Source organism: Cellulomonas soli (assembly GCF_052036975.1).
GTDB classification, from domain to species: Bacteria; Actinomycetota; Actinomycetes; order Actinomycetales; family Cellulomonadaceae; genus Cellulomonas; species Cellulomonas soli_A.
Genome location: NZ_JBQIAR010000014.1, coordinates 31,494 through 50,020 on the forward strand (window position 1 = coordinate 31,494; position 18,527 = coordinate 50,020).

The following is an 18,527-nucleotide window of genomic DNA, read 5'->3' on the forward strand; positions in this document are numbered from 1 at the left end:
GCCCGTCAGGCGCGCTTGGTCCGTGCGGTGATGCGCGCGCGCTCCGTCTGGTCGAGCACGACCTTGCGGATCCGCACGATCTCCGGCGTCACCTCGACGCACTCGTCCTCGCGCGCGAACTCCAGGGACTCCTCGAGCGTGAGGTGACGCGGCGGCACCAGGTTCTCGAAGTTGTCCGCCGTGGAGGAGCGCATGTTGGTGAGCTTCTTCTCCTTGGTGATGTTGACGTCCATGTCCTCGTTGCGGGAGTTCTCGCCCACGATCATGCCCTCGTACACCTCCTGCGTGGGGTCGACGAAGAACGAGCCGCGCTCCTGCAGGTTGATCATCGCGAACGGGGTCACGACGCCGGCACGGTCCGCGACCAGCGAGCCGTTGACGCGGGTCTCGATGGCGCCGGCCCACGGCTCGTAGCCCTCGGCGATGGACGAGGCGATGCCCGTGCCGCGCGTGTCGGTCAGGAACCGGGTGCGGAAGCCGATCAGGCCGCGCGCCGGGACCAGGAACTCCATGCGGACCCAGCCGGTGCCGTGGTTCGACATGGTCTCCATGCGGCCCTTGCGCTGCGCGAGCAGCTGCGTGACGGCACCGAGGTACTCCTCGGGCACGTCGATCGTCATGCGCTCGACCGGCTCGTGCACGTGGCCGTCGACCTTCTTGGTGACGACCTGCGGCTTGCCGACCGTCAGCTCGAAGCCCTCACGACGCATCTGCTCGACGAGGATCGCCAGCGCGAGCTCACCACGGCCCTGCACCTCCCAGGCGTCGGGACGCTCGGTGGGCACCACCCGCAGCGAGACGTTGCCGACGAGCTCCTTGTCGAGGCGGTCCTTGACCTGGCGGGCGGTGACCTTGTGGCCCTTGCCGCCCTTGCCGGCCAGGGGCGAGGTGTTGATGCCGATGGTCATCGAGATCGCCGGGTCGTCGACCGTGATCAGCGGCAGCGGCCGCGGGTCGTCGGGGTCGGTCAGCGTCTCACCGATGGTGATGTTCTCGATCCCCGCGACGGCGACGATGTCACCGGGGCCCGCCTCGTCCGTGGGGACACGCTCGAGGGCCTTCGTCTCCAGCAGCTCGGTGATGCGGACGTTCGACATCGTGCCGTCGTGACGCGCCCAGGCCACGGTCTGCCCCTTGCGCAGGGTGCCGTTGAAGATGCGCAGCAGCGCCAGACGGCCCAGGAACGGCGAGGCGTCGAGGTTCGTCACGTGCGCCTGCAGCGGCGCCTCGGGGTCGAACGTCGGGGCCGGGATCTTCTCCAGGATGGTCTTGAACAGCGGCTCGAGGTCCGGGCTGTCCGGCAGGCCACCGTCGGCAGGCTGCTCGAGCGAGGCGCGGCCGACCTTGGCCGCGGCGTACACGACGGGCACGTCGAGGATCGCGTCGAGGTCCAGGTCCGGCACGTCCTCGTGCAGGTCGGAGGCCAGACCCAGCAGCAGGTCCGTCGCCTCGTGCACGACCTCGCTGATGCGCGCGTCCGGACGGTCGACCTTGTTGACCACCAGGATCACCGGCAGCTTGGCGGCCAGCGCCTTGCGCAGCACGAAGCGGGTCTGCGGCAGCGGACCCTCGGACGCGTCGACCAGCAGCACGACGCCGTCCACCATCGACAGCCCACGCTCGACCTCGCCACCGAAGTCGGCGTGACCCGGGGTGTCGATGACGTTGATGGTGATGCCGCCGGGCTCGCCCACCTCGGCCGCCGCCGGACCGGAGTACCGGACCGCGGTGTTCTTGGCGAGGATCGTGATGCCCTTCTCCCGCTCCAGGTCGCCGGAGTCCATCGCGCGCTCGTCGACGTGCGCGTGCTCGCCGAACGCGCCGGACTGCCAGAGCATGGCGTCCACCAGGGTCGTCTTGCCGTGGTCGACGTGGGCGACGATCGCGACGTTGCGCAGATCGGAGCGGACGCTGGTGCCAGGAGGCACAGACATGTCAGGACTCGATTCCTGGGGAGGGTGAAGGAGGCGCGACGACGTCGAGCGCCGATCGATTCTACCCGTGACGCGGCGCGGCACGACCGGCGGCGTGCGCGACGTCGCTCACGTTCTGCGTCCCCGCACCGGGCCGCACCCCGTCCCCGACCCCCGGACGGGGCGCCCGGCCCACCGGACCCGGCCTACTGCGCGCGGGCCCAGTCCCACCAGTCGGTCAGATCGGCCGCGCCCGCGTCGAGGGGCACGATCGGCTCGATCGCCGCGTCCGGGGCGCTCGCCGTCAGCCCCGGTCCCTGGACGAGCGGCAGCACGACACCCAGCTCGAGAAGCCGAGCCGAGGCCGCCTGCAGGCCCTGCGCGGCGGCCTCCGGGTCGGGCTGCGCAGCAGCGCCGTCCAGGACCTGGTCCAGCGTCGCGTCGGACAGACCCGCGAGGTTCACCGCACCCCCGGTGCGCCACGTGTCGACCACGGCGGACACCGGCACGTCCGACTGCCCGGCGGGCACCAGCGCCACGTCCCAGGCGGCCGGCTCCCGCCAGGCGATCGCGGCCGGGTCGTCCGCCTCGACCACCTGCACGTCGAACCCGGCGGTCGCGGCCTCCGCCACGATGTGCTGCACCATCGAGTCCTGCTGCGCGGCCCCCGCCACGACCAGGAGCCGCACCTCGGCGGGCCCCGCCGTCGCGGGGGTCGCCGTGGCCGACCCACCCGGCACCGCGGTGGCCGTGCCGGCCGGCGCCTGGGCACCGAGCGCGGGCAGGACGCAGTCGCTCACCTCGGCCCCGGTGTGCAACGCCGCGAGGTCCTGGGCGATCTGCTCGCGCGGCACCGTGGCCAGGAACGCTCGCCGCACCGCCTGGGCCTGCGCGGCGTCGCCGCCGTACGTGGCTGCGTCGAACACGCCGCCGCCCGCCACCTGCGTGACCAGCTGCAGCACCCGACCTGCGCCGGTCACCACGTCCGCACCCTCCACGTCGGCCAACGCGTCGAGCAGGTCCGCCTGCGCGACCGTGGCCATCGCGTCGACGTCACCGCCTTCCAGGCCGTCGACCTGGGAGAGCTGGTCGAGGTCGGTGCGCACCACGATCCGCTCGTACGGGGCCGGCTCACCCGGGTACCGGTCGTTGCGGAGCAGCTCGACCTGCTCACCGCCCACGACCGCACCGATGACGTAGGCGCCGTTGCTCACCGCACGGGTGGGGTCGGCGGCCAGCTGCTCGGCGTCGAAACCCGTGCGCCACACGTCTGCGACGGCGATCAGGCTCGTCCGGTCGCCGGTCTGCAACGCGGCGCGCACGGCGGCCGCCCAGTCCGTCGCGGTGTCGGTGGCCAGGGGCGACTCGGACGACGAGGGCGCGCTCGAGGCCGCGGGCGACGCGGCAGGAGTGGAGGCGGACGGCGACGGGGTGCCCTGACCGGCGGCATCGGCGAGGGCCAGCCGACCCACCACGTGGGCGGGCAGCCCGATGTCGAGCGCGGTGCGCCAGTCGGCCACGGGAGTGTCGTAGACCAGCGTGAACGTCCGGCCGTCCACCACCGGGAACGTCTCGGCGTGCACGAGCGCAGCCGAGGTCGCGCCGAAGCGGACGACGTCGGCGGCCGGGACGTCCGACGCCGTGGCCGAGGGGTCGGCAGCCGGGGTCTCGCCTGCGGCATCCTGCTCAGCGGCGTCGGTCGGCTCGGTGCCCACCTCGTCGAACCGACCGCTGCGGGCGGCCCACTCCAGCAGCAGGTCGTCCGCCGTGATCGGCACACCGTCCGACCAGACCGCGTCCTCGGCGATCGTGTACCGCACGGTCAGCGGGGCGTCGGCGATCTTCTCGACGGTACCCAGCGCGGTGTTCGTGACCAGCTCACCGGCCACGTCCAGCCGGGTCAGCCGCTCCTGCACCGCACCGCGCACCAGTCGGCTGCCCTGCGACGAACCGTCGGGGAGCGCGCCGTTGAGCGACAGGAACGGCGCCGAGGTGGTGACCACCACGGCGTCCGGCTCCGTCGGACCGGGGTCCTCCTGCGTGCACGCAGCCAGTCCGGTGAGCACGAGCAGCCCACCGGACACCCACGCAGCACCCCGACGGAACGCCCCGTACCGCCCGAAACGTCCGGTCTGCGCACTCGTCATGGGGCGAGACTACAAGCGCGTCACGACTTCTCGATCAGCATGGCCCGCAGCTCGCGGCGCTCCCGCTGCTTCGTCGGGTTGGGCAGCGGCACCGCGGCGATGAGCCGCTGCGTGTACGGCTCCTGCGGGTTGCGCAGGATCGCGTCGCGCGAACCCTCCTCGACCACGCGGCCACGGCTCATGACGACGATCCGGTCGGCCAGCACGTCGACGACCGCGAGGTCGTGCGTGACGAACAGGCAGGCGAACTGGAACTCCCGCTGCAGCTCCTGCAGCAGCTCGAGCACGTGCGCCTGCACCGAGACGTCGAGGGCCGAGGTCGGCTCGTCGGCGACGAGCAGCTCGGGCTTGAGCGCGATGGCACGGGCGATGCCCACGCGCTGCTTCTGCCCACCGGACAGCTCGTGCGGGTACCGGTTGCGGTAGGAACGCGGCAGCTCGACCTGGTCGAGCAGCTCCTCGATCCGACGCTGCAGGGCCTCGCCCTTGGCCTCACCCGCGAGGAACAGCGGCTCGCCGATGCTCTCGCCGATCGGCAGACGGGGGTTGAGCGAGGAGGACGGGTCCTGGAACACCATGCCGACCCGGCGGCGCAGCTGCGTCAGCGTCTTGCGGTCGGGCTTGGTCAGGTCGACACCGGTCACCCGCAGCTGGCCCTCGACGACGGGGAGCAGACCCACGGCCGCACGGCCGATGGTCGTCTTGCCCGAACCCGACTCGCCGACCAGGCCGACGACCTCGCCCGCGTGGATCGTGAGATTGGCACCCTCGACCGCACGGAAAGCCGGCATCCGACCCTGCTTGGGATACTCGATCGCGACGTCGCGCAGCTCCAGGACCGGCGCACCTCGCAGGGCGGCGCGCTCGGCGTCGCGCGCGTGGGCCTCGGCCAGACGTCGGGCGTTCTCCTGCTCGCGGCGGGCGAGCTCGGCGGGGTCCACGTCGACCACGAGGTTCTCCGCGTGGGTCACCGAGGCGAGCGAGGCGGTGAGGTCGATCTCGGGCCCACCCAGGTGCGGCACGGAGGCCAGCAGCTCCTGCGTGTACGGGTGCTGCGGCGCGGAGAAGATCTGGTCGGCCGTCCCCGCCTCGACGATGACGCCGTAGCGCATGACCGCGATCCGGTCGGCCAGGTCGGCGACGACGCCCATGTCGTGGGTGATGAGGATGATGGCCGAGTCGAGCCGGTCGCGCAGGTTGCGCATCAGGTCGAGGATCTCGGCCTGCACGGTCACGTCGAGGGCGGTCGTGGGCTCGTCGGCGATCAGCAGCGCCGGGTCGCACGACAGCGACTGCGCGATCATCGCGCGCTGGCGCTGACCGCCCGAGAGCTGGTGCGGGTAGGAGCGGAACGCCTTCTCCGGGTCGGGCAGCTCGACCAGGGTGAGCAGCTCGATGGCACGTTCGCGCGCCGCCTCCGGCGACATCATCGAGTGCAGCCGCAGCGTCTCGATGATCTGGTACCCGATCGTGTAGACCGGGTTGAGGGCCGTCATGGGCTCCTGGAAGATCATCGCGATCTCGTTGCCGCGGACCTCGCGCATCTTGGCCGCGGGCAGACCGCGCAGCTCCAGGTCGTTGAGCTTGATGCTCCCGCGCACCCGGGCGTTCTTGGGCAGCAGGTCGAGGATCGCCATGGAGCTGACCGACTTGCCCGAACCGGACTCGCCGACGATCGCCAGCACCTCGCCGGCGGCCACGTCGTAGTCGAGATCGACCGCGGCGGGGACCCAGCGCCGGTCGACCGCGAAGTCGACCGAGAGGCCACGCACCTGCAGGACGGGCGTCTTGCTGCTCGTTGGGGTCATCGTGCTGCTCCTGAGATCATGCGGACATGCCTGCTACGAAGGACATCTGGTCGTACCGACCTCGCACGGGGGCGTGGTGGGTCGGTGGCGTCTGGGCCATGGCGCTCGGCACGACCGCCGGCTACGGCGTGACCGCCGGCCCCGGAGGCCTGCTGCGCGCACTGCCCTGGGCCGTGGCCGTGATGGTGCTGGCCTGGATGGTGTTCTGGCTGCCGCGCGTCGACGTGGACGACCAGGGCGTGCTCGTGGTCAACCCGCTGCGCACCGTGCGCGTGCCGTGGGGCGCCCTGATCGACGTCCGCACCCGCTACTCGCTGACGCTCGTCACCCCGACCGGCCAGGTGCGCGCCTGGGCGGCACCCGGGCCGGGCCGCCACGAGCTGGCCTCGTCGGGGCACCAGGACCTGGCGGGCCTGCCCGCCTCGACGTACGACAGCAAGGGTGCGGTGGGCTTCGGCGACATGCTCTCGGCTCCCTCGGGAGTCGCCGCCGCACAGGTGCGCCGACGCTGGGCCGACCTGGTCGAGTCCGGCGCGGTGGAGCAGGGTGAGGCGGAGAGCACGCCGTGCGTGTCCACCTGGCACCTGCCCCTGCTCGCGACGGTGGCCGGCGGAGTGCTCCTCGGCCTGGTGCTCGCACAGCTCTGAGCTCACGGGCGCTCGCGCCCTGCCTCGTCCGCGGGCTCCGGCGGCTCGTCCGCCGTCGGGGCGATCGCCGGCGTCACCCGCGCGGCCACACCCTTCTCGCGGCCGGGCATCGGCGCCGCCTCGGCGACCCGACGCAGCGAGATCTTCTTCTGGCGCGGGTCGAACGCGTCGCGCAGACCGTCGCCGATGAAGTTGATCGTGAGGCAGATGAGGATGATGAACAGACCCGGGAACCAGAACAGCCACGGGCGGGTGGAGAACGCCGCCTGGTTGTCGCTGATCAGCTTGCCGAGCGACACGTCCGGGCTCTTCACACCGAGCTGCACGTAGCTCAGGGCCGTCTCGGTGAGGATCGCCGCCGACATCAGCAGCGTGGCGTTGACCGTGATCACGCCGATCGCGTTCGGCAGGATGTGCTTGAAGATGATCCGTCGGTTCGACGCGCCGGCCAGGCGCGCGGCGTCGACGAACTCGCGCTCACGCAGCGAGAGGAAGTCACCGCGCACGAGTCGCGCCATGCCCATCCACGACACGAAGCCGAGGAACACACCGAGGAGGACGATCCCTCGGGCTCCCTTGGCGACGACCGCCGCCGCGATGAGCGCCGGGATGATGATGATCATGTCGGTGAACCGCATGAGCACGGCCTCGACCCAGCCGCGGAAGTAGCCCGCAGACGCACCGATCAGGACGCCGACCAGCGAGGCAAGCGCACCCACGATGATCATGATGGTCATCGAGATCTGCGTGCCGCGCATCGTCTGCGCGAACAGGTCACCGCCGACACGGTCCTGGCCGAACGGGTGGTCACCGAAGGACAGCGGCCACAGCGTCATCGTCGGCTTGCCGCCGTTCACCAGGGGCGGGTTCTCCGTGTAGGTGTACTTCCACCAGCCGGAGATCGGCCCGACGCCGATCGACGTGATCGCGAGGACGACGACGATCGCCAGGACGACGATGCTGACCATCGCGGCACGGTGGCCGAGGAAGCGCTTGAGGACGATGCGTCCCTGGCTCAGGCCCTTCGTCTCGTCAGGCCCCGGCGCGACCTCACCGGGCGGGACGTCGGCGGTGTTCTCGAGGATCGTGGTCATGCCTTCACCCTCACTCGGGGGTCGAGCGCCGAGTAGCAGAGGTCGGCGACGAGGTTGAACGTGACGGCGGCGATGCCCGTGACGATGAAGACGCCCATCACGGGGTTCGGGTCGACGTTGATGACACCCTGGATGAAGAGCTGGCCCATGCCCTTCCAGGAGAAGACGCGCTCGGTGATGACCGCGCCGCCGATGATCGCGCCGATGTCGATGGCGACGATCGTGGCGAGCGGGATGAGGGCGTTGCGGAACGCGTGCCGGGTGATGACGACCCGCTCGGACAGGCCCTTCGCACGGCCCGTGCGCACGTAGTCCTGACTCATGACCTCGAGCATCGAGGCCCGCGAGTACCGGGTGTAGGTGGCCACCGAGATGAGGATGAGGGCGAGGGTCGGCAGCAGCACGTGCGTGAAGTTGTCCAGCCCCGTCACCCACAGGTCACCGGAGAGGTTGGGGGTCTCCGAGCCGATCGTGGCGATCGGGCGTCCGCGCGTGAGCTTGAAGTACTCCGGCCAGGCCTGCATGAACCGGTCGATGAGCACCAGCCCGGCCACGGCGAACGACGTCAGGGCCGAGGCCTTGGCCGACTGCACCGGGTCGAAACCACCCATGAACCGCCCGATCAGCCACCCGACGACGACCGCCGCGATCCCCAGGAACACGATGGTCCAGACGGAGGCGATGTCGAGCAGCGACCCCAGCGCGAAGTACGCGACGACGGCCAGGGCCACGCTGATCAGGGAGGCGTACAGCGCACGACGGTTCTGCAGACCAGCCAGCAGGGCAGTCGCACCGTAGGCGATGGCCACGCCCGTCAGGGCGATCACCACGACACCGAGCGACGGCGTGGTGAACCACCGCGTCGCCGACAGCGCGTAGAGGACGACACCTGTCACCAGGGCCCCGATGCCGAACGCGATACCGCGCCGACGCCACGAGCCGGAGATGACCACGGCCCACAGCGCACCGGCGACCAGGGAGATCACGAGTATCGCGGTGTTCGAGATGTACGGGTCGGCCAGGAAGTCGTTGAACCGGATGGCCCCGAACTCCTTGAGCAGCACCGCGACCCAGAACACCGGCAGCGAGAAGAAGAGGAAGGTCACGAAGGTGACGGAGTAGTCCAGCGTGCTGTACTGCCGCAGCGCCGTGATCACACCGATCGTGATGCCGATGACGATGGCGAGCAGCACGGCCGCCGTCACGAAGCGCAGCGTGGTCGGGATGGCCGCGCCGAGCGCGGCGGTGACCGGCTGGTTCTGCAGCGTGACACCGAGGTCGCACTTGCCGACGAACGGCACGACGCACTGGGCGGCACCACGGAACCAGATGAAGTACCGCAGTGGCGGTGCGACGTCCAGGTTCAGCATCTCGGTGCGCGTGGCGATCTTCGCCTGCTTGCCCGGGTCGTTGCTGGCGCGCAGCTCGGCAAGGGGGTCGTCCGAGTACGCGATGAGCAGGTAGACGATGTACGACGCGCCCAGCAGGATCAGCACGGACGCGAGCAACCGCCGAAGGATGTAGTTCGTCATCGGCTTCTTTGCATGGTCTTGGGGTGGGGACAGACGGGTGGCGCGAGTCTAGGGCACTGTCGTGACCTTGCTGTAATACCGCCTCGCGCACCGCTCCGGGCGCCCCGTACGGGGTCCGGACACACCGCGGGTGCAGGTCGCACCCGCGTGCGGGGCTCCCTGCACCCTCGGTCGGCGTGATGCCGGGCCCGCCCCGTGGGACGGACCCGGCATCACCGGGTCACTGCTCAGGCGTTGTCGTTGACCGACCACTCCCACACGTTCCACCAGACACCGTTCTGGTTGGGGTTGTAGGTGTCGATGCCCACGACGCGCGAGGAGACCGCGTCGACGCCCACGCTCTGGAAGAACGGCAGCGTGGTGTAGGTCTCCGAGAGGAGCTTCTCGATCTCGACCTGCAGGTCAACCTGGGTGTCGGGGTCGATGGTGCTGATCAGCTCCTCCATCAGGGCGTCGGCCTGCGGGGACGACACCTGGTTGAAGTTCGAGGCCTGACCGGTGCCGTAGATCTGCGGGACGCCGGAGACGCCGACGCCCGAGTTGATCCAGCCGAAGATCGACGCGTCGTACGACCCGTCACCGAGGCGCGAGCCCCACTTGGCGTCGCCCTGGTCCTCGACGACGAAGCCCGCCTCCGTGGCCGAGGCCTGGATGAGCTTGAACGCGTCGACGCGGTTCGGGTTGTTGACGTTGTAGAGGATCCGCACCGGGGTGCCGTCGTAGCCGGCCTCGGCGAGCAGGGCCTTGGCGCCCTCGATGTCGGGCTCCGTGAACTGCGGGAACGCGTTGCTCTCGACGGTGGCGGCGTAGCCGTCCTCCTGGGCGGGGACGAAGAGGACCGAGTTGAGGACCTCGGCGTCGGGCGCCAGCGGGACGATGATCGCGTCGAGGATCGCCTGACGCGGGATGACCTTGAGGAAGGCCTCACGGACCTTCGGGTCGGCGAACACGCCGGTGCTGTTCAGGTCGATGTGGTCGAACGCGAGCTGCAGACCCTGGTGCACGGTGGCGTCCGGGACGGCCTCGAGCGCGGCCAGCGTGTCGGCGTTCGCCTGCGGCGAGACCACGTCGACCTCACCGTTCTGCAGCGCCTGGATGGCGGCAGACGGGTCACCGATCGTGCGGACGACGATCTGGTCGAGCTTCGGCGTCAGGTCGCCGTCGTACGTCTCGTTCGGGACGAGGGTGACCGACTGGCTCTCGACGACGTCGGAGACGATGTACGGGCCGCTCGACAGGTACAGGCCCGGGTCGGACGGGAGCGTCGTGTAGTCGAAGCCCGTGTTGTAGAAGTCCGCGACGGCCTTCAGCTCCGGGTTGTCGACCGGCATGGCCGGGTCGCCCTTGGCGGTCTTCGTGAACAGGTCGAGCAGCGCGGCACCGTCGGCCAGACCGGCACCCTTGGCGACCACGTGCGCCGGCCGGTCGAGGTCGAGCGCGACCTCCCAGTCGGAGAACGGCTTGGAGTACGTCAGCGTGATGCTGCGGTTGTCGTCACCGATCTCGGGGAACTCCGTCAGACCGAGGCCCAGCGTCGAGCCCGCGTAGGAGAAGTAAGGCTGACCCGAGATGACCTCGCCGGCGTCGTCGTAGGTGGCGTCGGCGTAGTAGCCGGAGAACACGGCCCAGGCGAGGACCAGGTCATCAGCGTCGATCGGCTCGCCGTCGGACCACTTCTTGCCCTCGTTGATCGTGTACTTCACCGTCAGCGGGTCGTCGCTGAGCTTCTCCGTGGTGGCGAAGGACTCGTCGTGCTGAACCTTCAGCTCGTCGTCGATGTAGTACAGGTGCGAGTTCGTCGCGAGCGAGATCTTCGAGTTGATGTCGGTGTTGCCGTTGGCCGTCGAGGGGTTGAACGAGAAGAACTCGTTGGTCTCCGAGACGGTCACCGTGCCACCGGTGGTGGTCGTGGCCGGGGTGGAGGCGGTGGCCTCGTCGGTCGGGCTGTTGGTGCACGCGGTCAGCACGAGTGCGCCCGCCGCGAGTGCGGCAACTCCCGCCGTGATTCGCCTGATCTTCAATGTTCCTCCTGGGAAGGTGGTGGACGCTCGGCCCGCTGGCCCCACCACCGGCAGCTGCCGGTTCGTCGGGCCATGCACGGACGTCCGCCGTGAGTGTTGCCACGCTAGCCACGGAACCCCGGGCATATCGGACCTGTGAGCCCCTCCGCCCCTGATCGTTACCCGATTGATACTGGTGGGTATGGTCCAGGATGCGAGACGGAACCTGGCGGAAACATGCTGTTTACATGGCTACGCCGTTCGGGGAGCAGCCCGATCGTCTCAGATCCAAGACCCCGACGCGCGTGCTCTGCTATAAGCGCCGCGACACGGCCCGCGGGTGGGGCCGTCCGGGCACCCTCCGAGGCCTGCGCGCCATCGGTCAGGATCGAAGAAGCCTGTGCCCGGCACGGCCTCCTAGCGTGGGCGTCACCAGCACCTGCGGACCTCACGAGGAGCACGGCATGAGCACGACGCAACGGCGCACGAGTGGCACCACAGGAACCAGAGAGGAGGGCGCGGACGGCTTCACCGCCGAGGAACGTGCCGCGATCAAGGAGCGGGCGCAGGAGGTGCGGGCCGGCAGGCGGCGTGCCACGGGCGCAGACGGCGTGGACCCCGACGCCGAGGTCCGCGCGAAGATCGCCGAGCTCCCGGAGCCCGACCGCGCCATGGCCACCCGGGTGCACGAGATCGTCCGCGCGCACGCACCGAGTCTCACGCCTCGCCTCTGGTACGGCATGCCCGCCTATGCCAAGGACGGCAAGGTCCTGTGCTTCTTCCAACCCGCGAGCAAGTTCAAGGCCCGCTACGCCACCCTCGGGTTCAACGACGTGGCCCAGCTCGACGACGGCGGGATGTGGCCGGCAGCCTTCGCACTGGTCGAGCTGGGCCAGGCCGAGGAGCAGCGCGTACGCGAGCTGGTGGTGCGGGCCTGCGGCTGAGCCGGTGTCCTCAGCCGACCTTCTTCACGACGCTCGACTTGAGCTGCATGCGGCCGAAGCCGGGAACCGTCGCGTCGATGTCGTGGTCGCCCACGCCGTCGGAGATGAGTCGGATGCCTCGGACCTTCGTGCCGACCTTGATGACCCCGCCGCCGGCGCCGCTGACCTTCAGGTCCTTCACCACGGTCACCGTGTCGTCGTCGGCGAGCACGTTGCCCACCGCGTCACGGATCACGGCGCCCTGCGGGACGTCGTCGCCCTCGTCGGGCGACCACTCGTGGCCGCACATCGGGCACACGAGCAGCGCGCCGTTCTCGTACGTGTACTCCTCGGTGCACTGCGGGCAGGGCGGCAGCTGGTCAGACATTGAACCGGAACTCCACCACGTCGCCGTCGACCATCACGTAGTCCTTGCCCTCGATACGGGCCTTGCCGGCCGCGCGGGCCGCCGCGACGGAACCGGCGTCGACGAGGTCCTGGAACGAGATGACCTCGGCCTTGATGAAGCCCTTCTGGAAGTCGGTGTGGATCACACCGGCCGCCTGGGGGGCGGTCCAGCCCTGGTGGATCGTCCAGGCGCGAGCCTCCTTGGGCCCGGCCGTCAGGTACGTCTGCAGGCCCAGGGTGTGGAAGCCCACCCGGGCGAGCTGGTCCAGGCCGGCCTCGTCCTGGCCGTTGTCGGCGAGCATCTCCTTGGCCTCCTCGGGCTCGAGCTCGACGAGCTCGGACTCGAACTTGGCGTCGAGGAACACCGCGTCGGCGGGGGCGACCAGCGCGCGCAGCTCGTCCTGCAGGGCGGTGTCGGCCAGACCGGCGTCGTCGGTGTTGAACACGTAGATGAACGGCTTGGCGGTCATCAGCTGCAGCTGGGCCAGCTGCTCGGGGTCGATACCGGCGGCCTTGGCGCCCTGGAACAGGGTCTGGCCCTGCTCGAGCACGGCCTGCGCGGCCTGGGCGGCGGCCAGCAGCGCGGCGTCGGCCTTCTTCGCGCGGACCTCCTTCTCCAGGCGCGGGACGGCCTTCTCCAGCGTCTGCAGGTCGGCCAGGATCAGCTCGGTGTTGATGGTCTCGATGTCGTCCTTGGGTGAGACCCGGCCGTCGACGTGCACCACGTCGGGGTCTGCGAACGCGCGGGTGACCTGGCAGATCGCCTCGGCCTCACGGATGTTCGCCAGGAACTTGTTGCCCAGGCCCTCACCCTCGGAGGCACCCTTGACGATCCCGGCGATGTCGACGAACGACACCGTGGCGGGCAGGATCCGCTCCGAGCCGAAGATCCCGGCGAGCGTCTGCAGCCGAGGGTCCGGCAGCGGCACCACGCCGACGTTGGGCTCGATCGTGGCGAACGGGTAGTTCGCCGCGAGCACCGACGCACGCGTCAGGGCGTTGAAGAGGGTGGACTTGCCGACGTTGGGCAGGCCGACGATGCCGATGGTGAGTGCCACGGGCGACAAGTCTACGGGCGCGCCCCTCGCCCACCGGCCACGGGTCCGCTCAGGTGAACGACCGCACCCGGGTGAGGAGGTCGGGTGCGTTGCGGTCCAGCGCACGCCCACCCACGCGGACTCCGACGACCAGGAGCGTCGCACCCAGCGCGGGGCCGAGCACGAGGGTCGCCCAGCCGAGCGCCGGCATGTCGCGCAGCACGGCGAACCCCCCGAGCACCATGGTCGGCGCACTCAGGACCGCGATCGCCGACCATCCCGCCAGCTGCGAGGTGAACGCCGCCATCGAGGCACCCTGGCGCGTGGAGAACGGGTTCTGGCCGGGCTCCTGCACCGGGTAGACCACCATCGCCGAGGTCACGCTCGAACCACCCAGCGCGGTCAGCAGGATGCCGGTGGTCGCGCCCAGCACGGCCGGCAACGACTCGGGACGCCCGACGACCAGGGTGCTGCCGACCGCCACCGCCAGCGCCGCAGGGCCCACGACCAGCAGCGCGGCCAGGGCACGCCCCCAGCGGTCCGTCCGGCCGGGCAGCGGTGCGGCGACGTGCGTCCAGAACGCGGTCCCGTCGAAGGCGACGTCCGCGGAGATGCTCCACCCCAGCAGGAACGCCACGAACGGGCCGGCCAGCAGCAGGCCCGACCCGTCGATGCCGGCGAACCACAGGGCCACCAGCACGAGCGGCACGGTCGCCACGGAGGCCGCGTACCGGGGGTCACGCACCCAGTAGGTCAGGCAACGGGCCACGACCGCCCCGAGCGGGGTGGCCGGCAGCCGACCGAACATGCCCGTGCCGCGCTTGTGCCCGGCGACGGTGTCGTGCGCGGGGTGGACCAGCGCGTGGCCGAGCGCACGGTCCCACACGAGTGCGAGCACCACGAGCGAGCCGACGGCCACCAGCAGGTGCAGCGCGGCGGACCCCGGGCGACCGGCGGCCGCCTCGCCCGCCGCGGCCCACGGGGCACCGACCGGAGTCCAGCCGACCACGTCCGCGGCCCTGGTCATCACACCGCCCGAGGCGGACAGGCTGACGCCGGCCTCGCCCACGCCGGACATGATCGGTCCGAGGAACATCACGGGGAGCACGGCGACCACGGCCGTCAGCTCGCGCACCCGGCGGCGCGCCACCACCCGGGCCAGCAGGGTCGTGATCGCCCGCGAACCCACGACGCACAGCGCGAGGCTGATCACGGCCGCCGGCACGGCGACCGCGAGCGCGGCCGGAGTGCGCCACCACACGCCGGACAACGCCAGCACGACGAACGCGGTGACCACCCCGGGGATGCCGACGAGGGCCGCCACGGACAGCCCCGCGATCAGCGACCGGCGCGGGATCGCGAACGTGGCGAAGCGCATCGGGTCGAGGGTCGCGTCCACGCCGAACGCGGCGAGCGGCACCACCCACCAGCCGAGCACGAGCAGCCCGCCGAGCAGCACGGTGAGGTCACGCTGCAACGCGATGTCCTGCATGCTCAGCGCGACCGCGCTGGGTGCGACGACGGCGAGGATGCCCAGGCCGTAGAACGCACCGAAGGCGAGCCCCACGACCTGCCAGGTGCTGCGCCGCAGCCCGTTGCGCAGCAGGGTCAGCTTCAGAGCGACGAGGTGCGCAACCACGCCAGCCCCTCCCCGCCCACACGCCCGCCCACGAGCTCGACGAACCGGTCCTCGAGGCTGGCGTCGCCGCGCACCTCGTCGACCGTGCCGGCGGCCAGGACGTGGCCGGCCGCGATCACGGCGACGTGGTCGCACATGCGCTGCACGAGGTCCATGACGTGCGAGGACACGATGACCGACCCGCCCGAGCGCACGTAGCCGGCCAGCAGGTCGCGGATGTTGGCCGCGGAGACCGGGTCGACCGCCTCGAACGGCTCGTCGAGGACGAGCAGCCTCGGGGCGTGCACGAGCGCGCAGGCCAGGGCGATCTTCTTGGTCATGCCCGCGGAGTAGTCGACGACCAGCGTGTCGGCGTCGCCGCGCAGGTCGAGGGCGCCCAGCAGGTCGTGGGTCCGGGCGGCGACGGTCTCGCGGTCGAGGCCCTGCAGCAGGCCGGCGTAGGTGATCAGCTGGGCTCCGGTCAGCCGGTCGAACAGCCGCACTCCGTCGGGCAGCACACCCAGCATGCCCTTGACGCCGATGGGGTCGGCCCACAGGTCGCGTCCGTGCACGAGCACCGTGCCGAAGTCCGGCGCCAGCAGGCCGGTGGCCATGGACAGCGAGGTCGTCTTGCCCGCGCCGTTGGGGCCGACCAGGCCGAAGAAGGAGCCGGCGGGCACGACGAGGTCGACGCCGGCGACGGCGATCTTGTTCCCGAAGCGCTTCCACAGACCGCGCAGCTCGAGGGCGGGCGGGACCGCCGCGGGGGCGGTCGGGGCGGGTGCAGCGGCCGTCTCACCCGAACCACGTGCAGGGGGCGGGGGGATCTCGACGGGCGGCATCCGGCCAGCATAGGAGCAGGTGTGGGTGCTGCCTGGCAGGGTTCGGGCATGGATATCGCAGTGGCTGTGCTGGTCGGCGTGCTGGTCGGGGCCGCGCTCGGGCTCGGGGCCGGCGTCGTGGTGGGCACGTCGCGTGCCACACGCACGGCCGAGCGTCGCGTGCGTGCCGCCGAGATCGAGGCCGTCGAGCTGCGGGCACGGCTCGACGCCGAACGGGCGCTGGCCACGCAGCGCGCGGCCGACGCGCAGGCCGACGGCGCACGGCTGTCCGAGCAGTTCCGGGCTCTGGCGGCCGATGCGCTGACCACCAGCTCCGAGCAGTTCCTGGCCCTGGCGCACCAGCGGCTGGCGGCCAGCCACCAGACGCAGGTGGGCGAGCTCGCCCAGCGCGAGCAGGCCGTGCGGGCGATGGTCGAGCCGTTGGCCACGACGCTCGAGCAGGTGCGCACCCAGCTCTCGCACGCCGAGCAGGCCCGTGCGGCGGGCCAGGCCGCGGTCGGTGAGCAGGTGCGTGCGATGCGTGCGGAGTCCGAGCACCTGCGCCTGCAGACCGCCCAGCTCGTCACGGCCCTGCGCTCCTCGCAGGTGCGCGGACGCTGGGGCGAGCTGCAGCTGCGGCGCGTGGTGGAGTCCGCGGGCATGCTCGCGCACGTCGACTTCGTCGAGCAGGAGCAGGTCCGCACGGACGACGGCCTGCTGCGCCCCGACATGGTGGTCAAGCTCGCCGGCGGCAAGAACGTGGTGGTCGACGCGAAGGTCGCGTTCCTGGGGTTCCTGGAGGCGGCGCAGACCGAGGACGAGACCGAGCGCACCGCCCGGCTGGCGGCGCACGCCCGGCACGTGCGCAAGCACGTCGACGACCTGGCTGCCAAGAGGTACTGGGACCAGTTCGCGCCGGCGCCGGAGTTCGTCGTGATGTTCGTGCCGGCCGAGTCGTTCCTGCACGCGGCCGTGGAGCAGGACCCGTCGCTGATCGAGTACGCCTTCGAGCGCAACGTCGTCATCGCCACGCCGGTGACCCTGCTGGCGCTGCTGCGCACCGTGGCCTACGCCTGGCGCCAGGACGCGCTGGCGGAGAACGCCCAGGCGGTGCTCACCCTCGGCAAGGAGCTGCACGGACGGCTGGCGACGATGGGCTCGCACCTGGCCCGTCTGGGCCGTTCGCTCGATGCGGCGGCCGGCGCCTACAACCAGACCGTGTCGTCGTTGGAGACCCGGGTGCTGGTCAGCGCACGGCGGTTCGCGGCGCTCGACGTGGTCGACGGCGAGCTGCCCACCCCTCCCCCGGTGAACCCCCAGCTGTCCGCCGTGAGCGCCCCGGAGCTGCTGGCCTCGGTGAGCGAGCAGGTCGTGCCGCTGCCCGAACGGGTGCCCGATCGCCGGCACGAGGCCGCGGACGCCTGAGTCGCGCGGCTCTCCCGTGCCGGGGCCTGCACGAGCCCCGGGCGACGCTCGCGCGCCGGTCAGACGGTCTGCACGTCGATCGCGGTGCGCCCCTCACGCCGCGGGCGGCCGGGCCGACGCTCCGGCTCCGCACCACCGGCACGCAGGTCGGCGCGCAGCTCACGCGGCAGCGAGAACATGAGGTCCTCGGTCGCCGTGCGCACCTCCTCGACGTCCTCGAAGCCCGCGGCGGCGAGCAGGTCCAGCACGTCACGCACGAGGATCTCCGGCACGGAGGCGCCCGAGGTCACGCCGACGGTGCTCGCCCCGACCAGCCACGCCGGGTCGATGTCCGCCGCCCGGTCGACCCGGTAGGAGCTGCGGGCACCGGCGTCGAGCGCGACCTCGACCAGCCGCACGGAGTTCGAGGAGTTCGCCGAGCCGACGGTGATGACCACGTCGCAGGCGGGGGCGAGCTTCTTCACGGCGACCTGACGGTTCTGCGTCGCGTAGCAGATGTCGTCCGAGGGCGGGTCCTGCAGGTGGGGGAACCGCTCGCGCAACCGACGGACCGTCTCCATGGTCTCGTCCACCGAGAGCGTGGTCTGCGAGATCCACACGAGCTTCTCGGGGTCACGCACCACGACCTCGTCGACCGCCTCCGGGGAGTTGACGACCTGGATGTGGTCGGGCGCCTCGCCCTGGGTACCCTCCACCTCCTCGTGGCCGTCGTGCCCGATGAGCAGGATCTCGTAGTCGTCGGCCGCGAACCGCACGGCTTCCTTGTGCACCTTCGTCACCAACGGGCACGTCGCGTCGATCGTCTGCAGCGACCGGGACGCGGCGGCTGCGCGCACCGCGGGTGAGACGCCGTGCGCGGAGAACACCACACGCGCACCCTCGGGCACCTCGTCGGTGTCGTCCACGAAGACCGCGCCGCGCGAGGCGAGGGTCTCCACGACGTACTTGTTGTGCACGATCTCCTTGCGCACGTACACGGGGGCGCCGTAGTGCTCGAGCGCCTTCTCGACCGCGACGACCGCGCGGTCGACACCGGCGCAGTAGCCGCGTGGCGCCGCGAGGAGCACACGCTTGCGGGCCGGGGTGCTGGTCGTGGAGGTCACCGGGCAAGTCTAGGTGGCTCCCCGCCGAGGCCCTGCGGGGGTCACGTGCGC

14 protein-coding genes are annotated in these 18,527 nt (G+C 71.1%); 3 read left to right on the plus strand and 11 right to left on the minus strand.

Annotated features, from left to right (window positions below):
- Nucleotides 1-5: 5 nt before the first annotated feature.
- The 3 genes from typA to ACTHAM_RS14090 all read right to left on the minus strand — a co-directional run bounded on the left by typA (nt 6) and on the right by ACTHAM_RS14090 (nt 5,868).
- Nucleotides 6-1,934, minus strand: a complete 1,929-nt coding sequence (gene typA, locus ACTHAM_RS14080; protein WP_440688526.1) for a translational GTPase TypA — start codon at nt 1,932-1,934, stop codon at nt 6-8.
- A gap of 185 nt (nt 1,935-2,119) precedes the next feature.
- Entirely contained in the window at nt 2,120-4,060 is a 1,941-nt protein-coding gene (locus ACTHAM_RS14085; RefSeq protein WP_440688528.1) for an ABC transporter substrate-binding protein, read from the minus strand.
- 20 nt (nt 4,061-4,080) lie between these two features.
- A complete protein-coding gene (locus tag ACTHAM_RS14090) occupies nt 4,081-5,868 on the minus strand; it encodes an ABC transporter ATP-binding protein (RefSeq protein ID WP_440688530.1) in 1,788 nt (595 codons plus the stop codon).
- A 26-nt stretch (nt 5,869-5,894) separates the two neighbouring features.
- Here ACTHAM_RS14090 and ACTHAM_RS14095 point away from each other — a divergent pair, with 26 nt between their 5' ends.
- The gene (locus ACTHAM_RS14095; RefSeq protein ID WP_440688532.1) at nt 5,895-6,515 is read left to right on the plus strand and encodes a PH domain-containing protein; all 621 of its coding nucleotides are present in this window, start codon (nt 5,895-5,897) and stop codon (nt 6,513-6,515) included.
- Nucleotides 6,516-6,517: 2 nt separating this feature from the next.
- Here the strand turns inward: ACTHAM_RS14095 and ACTHAM_RS14100 are convergent, their stop codons facing one another.
- The 3 genes from ACTHAM_RS14100 to ACTHAM_RS14110 all read right to left on the minus strand — a co-directional run bounded on the left by ACTHAM_RS14100 (nt 6,518) and on the right by ACTHAM_RS14110 (nt 11,162).
- A complete protein-coding gene (locus ACTHAM_RS14100; protein ID WP_440688534.1) occupies nt 6,518-7,609 on the minus strand; it encodes an ABC transporter permease in 1,092 nt (363 codons plus the stop codon).
- A complete protein-coding gene (locus ACTHAM_RS14105; RefSeq protein ID WP_440688536.1) occupies nt 7,606-9,141 on the minus strand; it encodes an ABC transporter permease subunit in 1,536 nt (511 codons plus the stop codon). Before ACTHAM_RS14105 ends, ACTHAM_RS14100 begins: the two co-directional genes overlap by 4 nt.
- A 227-nt stretch (nt 9,142-9,368) precedes the next feature.
- Nucleotides 9,369-11,162 (minus strand): ABC transporter family substrate-binding protein, encoded by a 1,794-nt coding sequence (locus ACTHAM_RS14110; protein WP_440688538.1) that lies wholly within the window; start codon nt 11,160-11,162, stop codon nt 9,369-9,371.
- Nucleotides 11,163-11,605: 443 nt separating this feature from the next.
- On the opposite strand from ACTHAM_RS14110, the gene ACTHAM_RS14115 reads away from it, so the two are divergent.
- Nucleotides 11,606-12,085: an iron chaperone gene (locus ACTHAM_RS14115; RefSeq protein ID WP_440688540.1), complete on the plus strand. Its 480-nt coding sequence runs from the start codon at nt 11,606-11,608 to the stop codon at nt 12,083-12,085.
- Between the two features lie 10 nt (nt 12,086-12,095).
- Here the strand turns inward: ACTHAM_RS14115 and ACTHAM_RS14120 are convergent, their stop codons facing one another.
- The 4 genes from ACTHAM_RS14120 to ACTHAM_RS14135 are packed head-to-tail and all read right to left on the minus strand — an operon-like array spanning nt 12,096 to nt 15,969.
- Nucleotides 12,096-12,452: a zinc ribbon domain-containing protein YjdM gene (locus tag ACTHAM_RS14120; RefSeq protein WP_440688542.1), complete on the minus strand. Its 357-nt coding sequence runs from the start codon at nt 12,450-12,452 to the stop codon at nt 12,096-12,098.
- Nucleotides 12,445-13,530 carry a redox-regulated ATPase YchF gene (gene ychF / locus ACTHAM_RS14125; RefSeq protein WP_440688544.1) on the minus strand — a complete coding sequence of 362 codons (1,086 nt, stop codon included), beginning with the start codon at nt 13,528-13,530 and terminating at the stop codon, nt 12,445-12,447. Before ychF ends, ACTHAM_RS14120 begins: the two co-directional genes overlap by 8 nt.
- A 49-nt stretch (nt 13,531-13,579) precedes the next feature.
- The gene (locus tag ACTHAM_RS14130) at nt 13,580-15,148 is read right to left on the minus strand and encodes a hypothetical protein (protein ID WP_440688546.1); all 1,569 of its coding nucleotides are present in this window, start codon (nt 15,146-15,148) and stop codon (nt 13,580-13,582) included.
- Nucleotides 15,124-15,969 (minus strand): ABC transporter ATP-binding protein, encoded by an 846-nt coding sequence (locus ACTHAM_RS14135; protein ID WP_440688548.1) that lies wholly within the window; start codon nt 15,967-15,969, stop codon nt 15,124-15,126. Before ACTHAM_RS14135 ends, ACTHAM_RS14130 begins: the two co-directional genes overlap by 25 nt.
- 48 nt (nt 15,970-16,017) lie before the next feature.
- Between ACTHAM_RS14135 and rmuC the strand changes: the two genes are divergently transcribed.
- A complete protein-coding gene (rmuC, locus tag ACTHAM_RS14140; RefSeq protein ID WP_440688550.1) occupies nt 16,018-17,373 on the plus strand; it encodes a DNA recombination protein RmuC in 1,356 nt (451 codons plus the stop codon).
- Nucleotides 17,374-17,432: 59 nt separating this feature from the next.
- On the opposite strand, the gene ACTHAM_RS14145 is transcribed toward rmuC, so the two are convergent.
- Nucleotides 17,433-18,476 (minus strand): 4-hydroxy-3-methylbut-2-enyl diphosphate reductase, encoded by a 1,044-nt coding sequence (locus tag ACTHAM_RS14145; protein ID WP_440688552.1) that lies wholly within the window; start codon nt 18,474-18,476, stop codon nt 17,433-17,435.
- Nucleotides 18,477-18,527 lie beyond the last annotated feature (51 nt).

Excerpts from the sequence above, each read along its gene's own strand:
- typA (WP_440688526.1), bottom strand. The coding sequence starts at position 1,934 with ATGTCTGTGCCTCCTGGCACCAGCGTCCGCTCCGATCTGCGCAACGTC.
- ACTHAM_RS14085 (WP_440688528.1), bottom strand. The coding sequence starts at position 4,060 with ATGACGAGTGCGCAGACCGGACGTTTCGGGCGGTACGGGGCGTTCCGT.
- ACTHAM_RS14090 (WP_440688530.1), bottom strand. The coding sequence starts at position 5,868 with ATGACCCCAACGAGCAGCAAGACGCCCGTCCTGCAGGTGCGTGGCCTC.
- ACTHAM_RS14095 (WP_440688532.1), top strand. The coding sequence starts at position 5,895 with ATGCCTGCTACGAAGGACATCTGGTCGTACCGACCTCGCACGGGGGCG.
- ACTHAM_RS14100 (WP_440688534.1), bottom strand. The coding sequence starts at position 7,609 with ATGACCACGATCCTCGAGAACACCGCCGACGTCCCGCCCGGTGAGGTC.
- ACTHAM_RS14105 (WP_440688536.1), bottom strand. The coding sequence starts at position 9,141 with ATGACGAACTACATCCTTCGGCGGTTGCTCGCGTCCGTGCTGATCCTG.
- ACTHAM_RS14115 (WP_440688540.1), top strand. The coding sequence starts at position 11,606 with ATGAGCACGACGCAACGGCGCACGAGTGGCACCACAGGAACCAGAGAG.
- ACTHAM_RS14120 (WP_440688542.1), bottom strand. The coding sequence starts at position 12,452 with ATGTCTGACCAGCTGCCGCCCTGCCCGCAGTGCACCGAGGAGTACACG.
- ACTHAM_RS14135 (WP_440688548.1), bottom strand. The coding sequence starts at position 15,969 with ATGCCGCCCGTCGAGATCCCCCCGCCCCCTGCACGTGGTTCGGGTGAG.
- rmuC (WP_440688550.1), top strand. The coding sequence starts at position 16,018 with ATGGATATCGCAGTGGCTGTGCTGGTCGGCGTGCTGGTCGGGGCCGCG.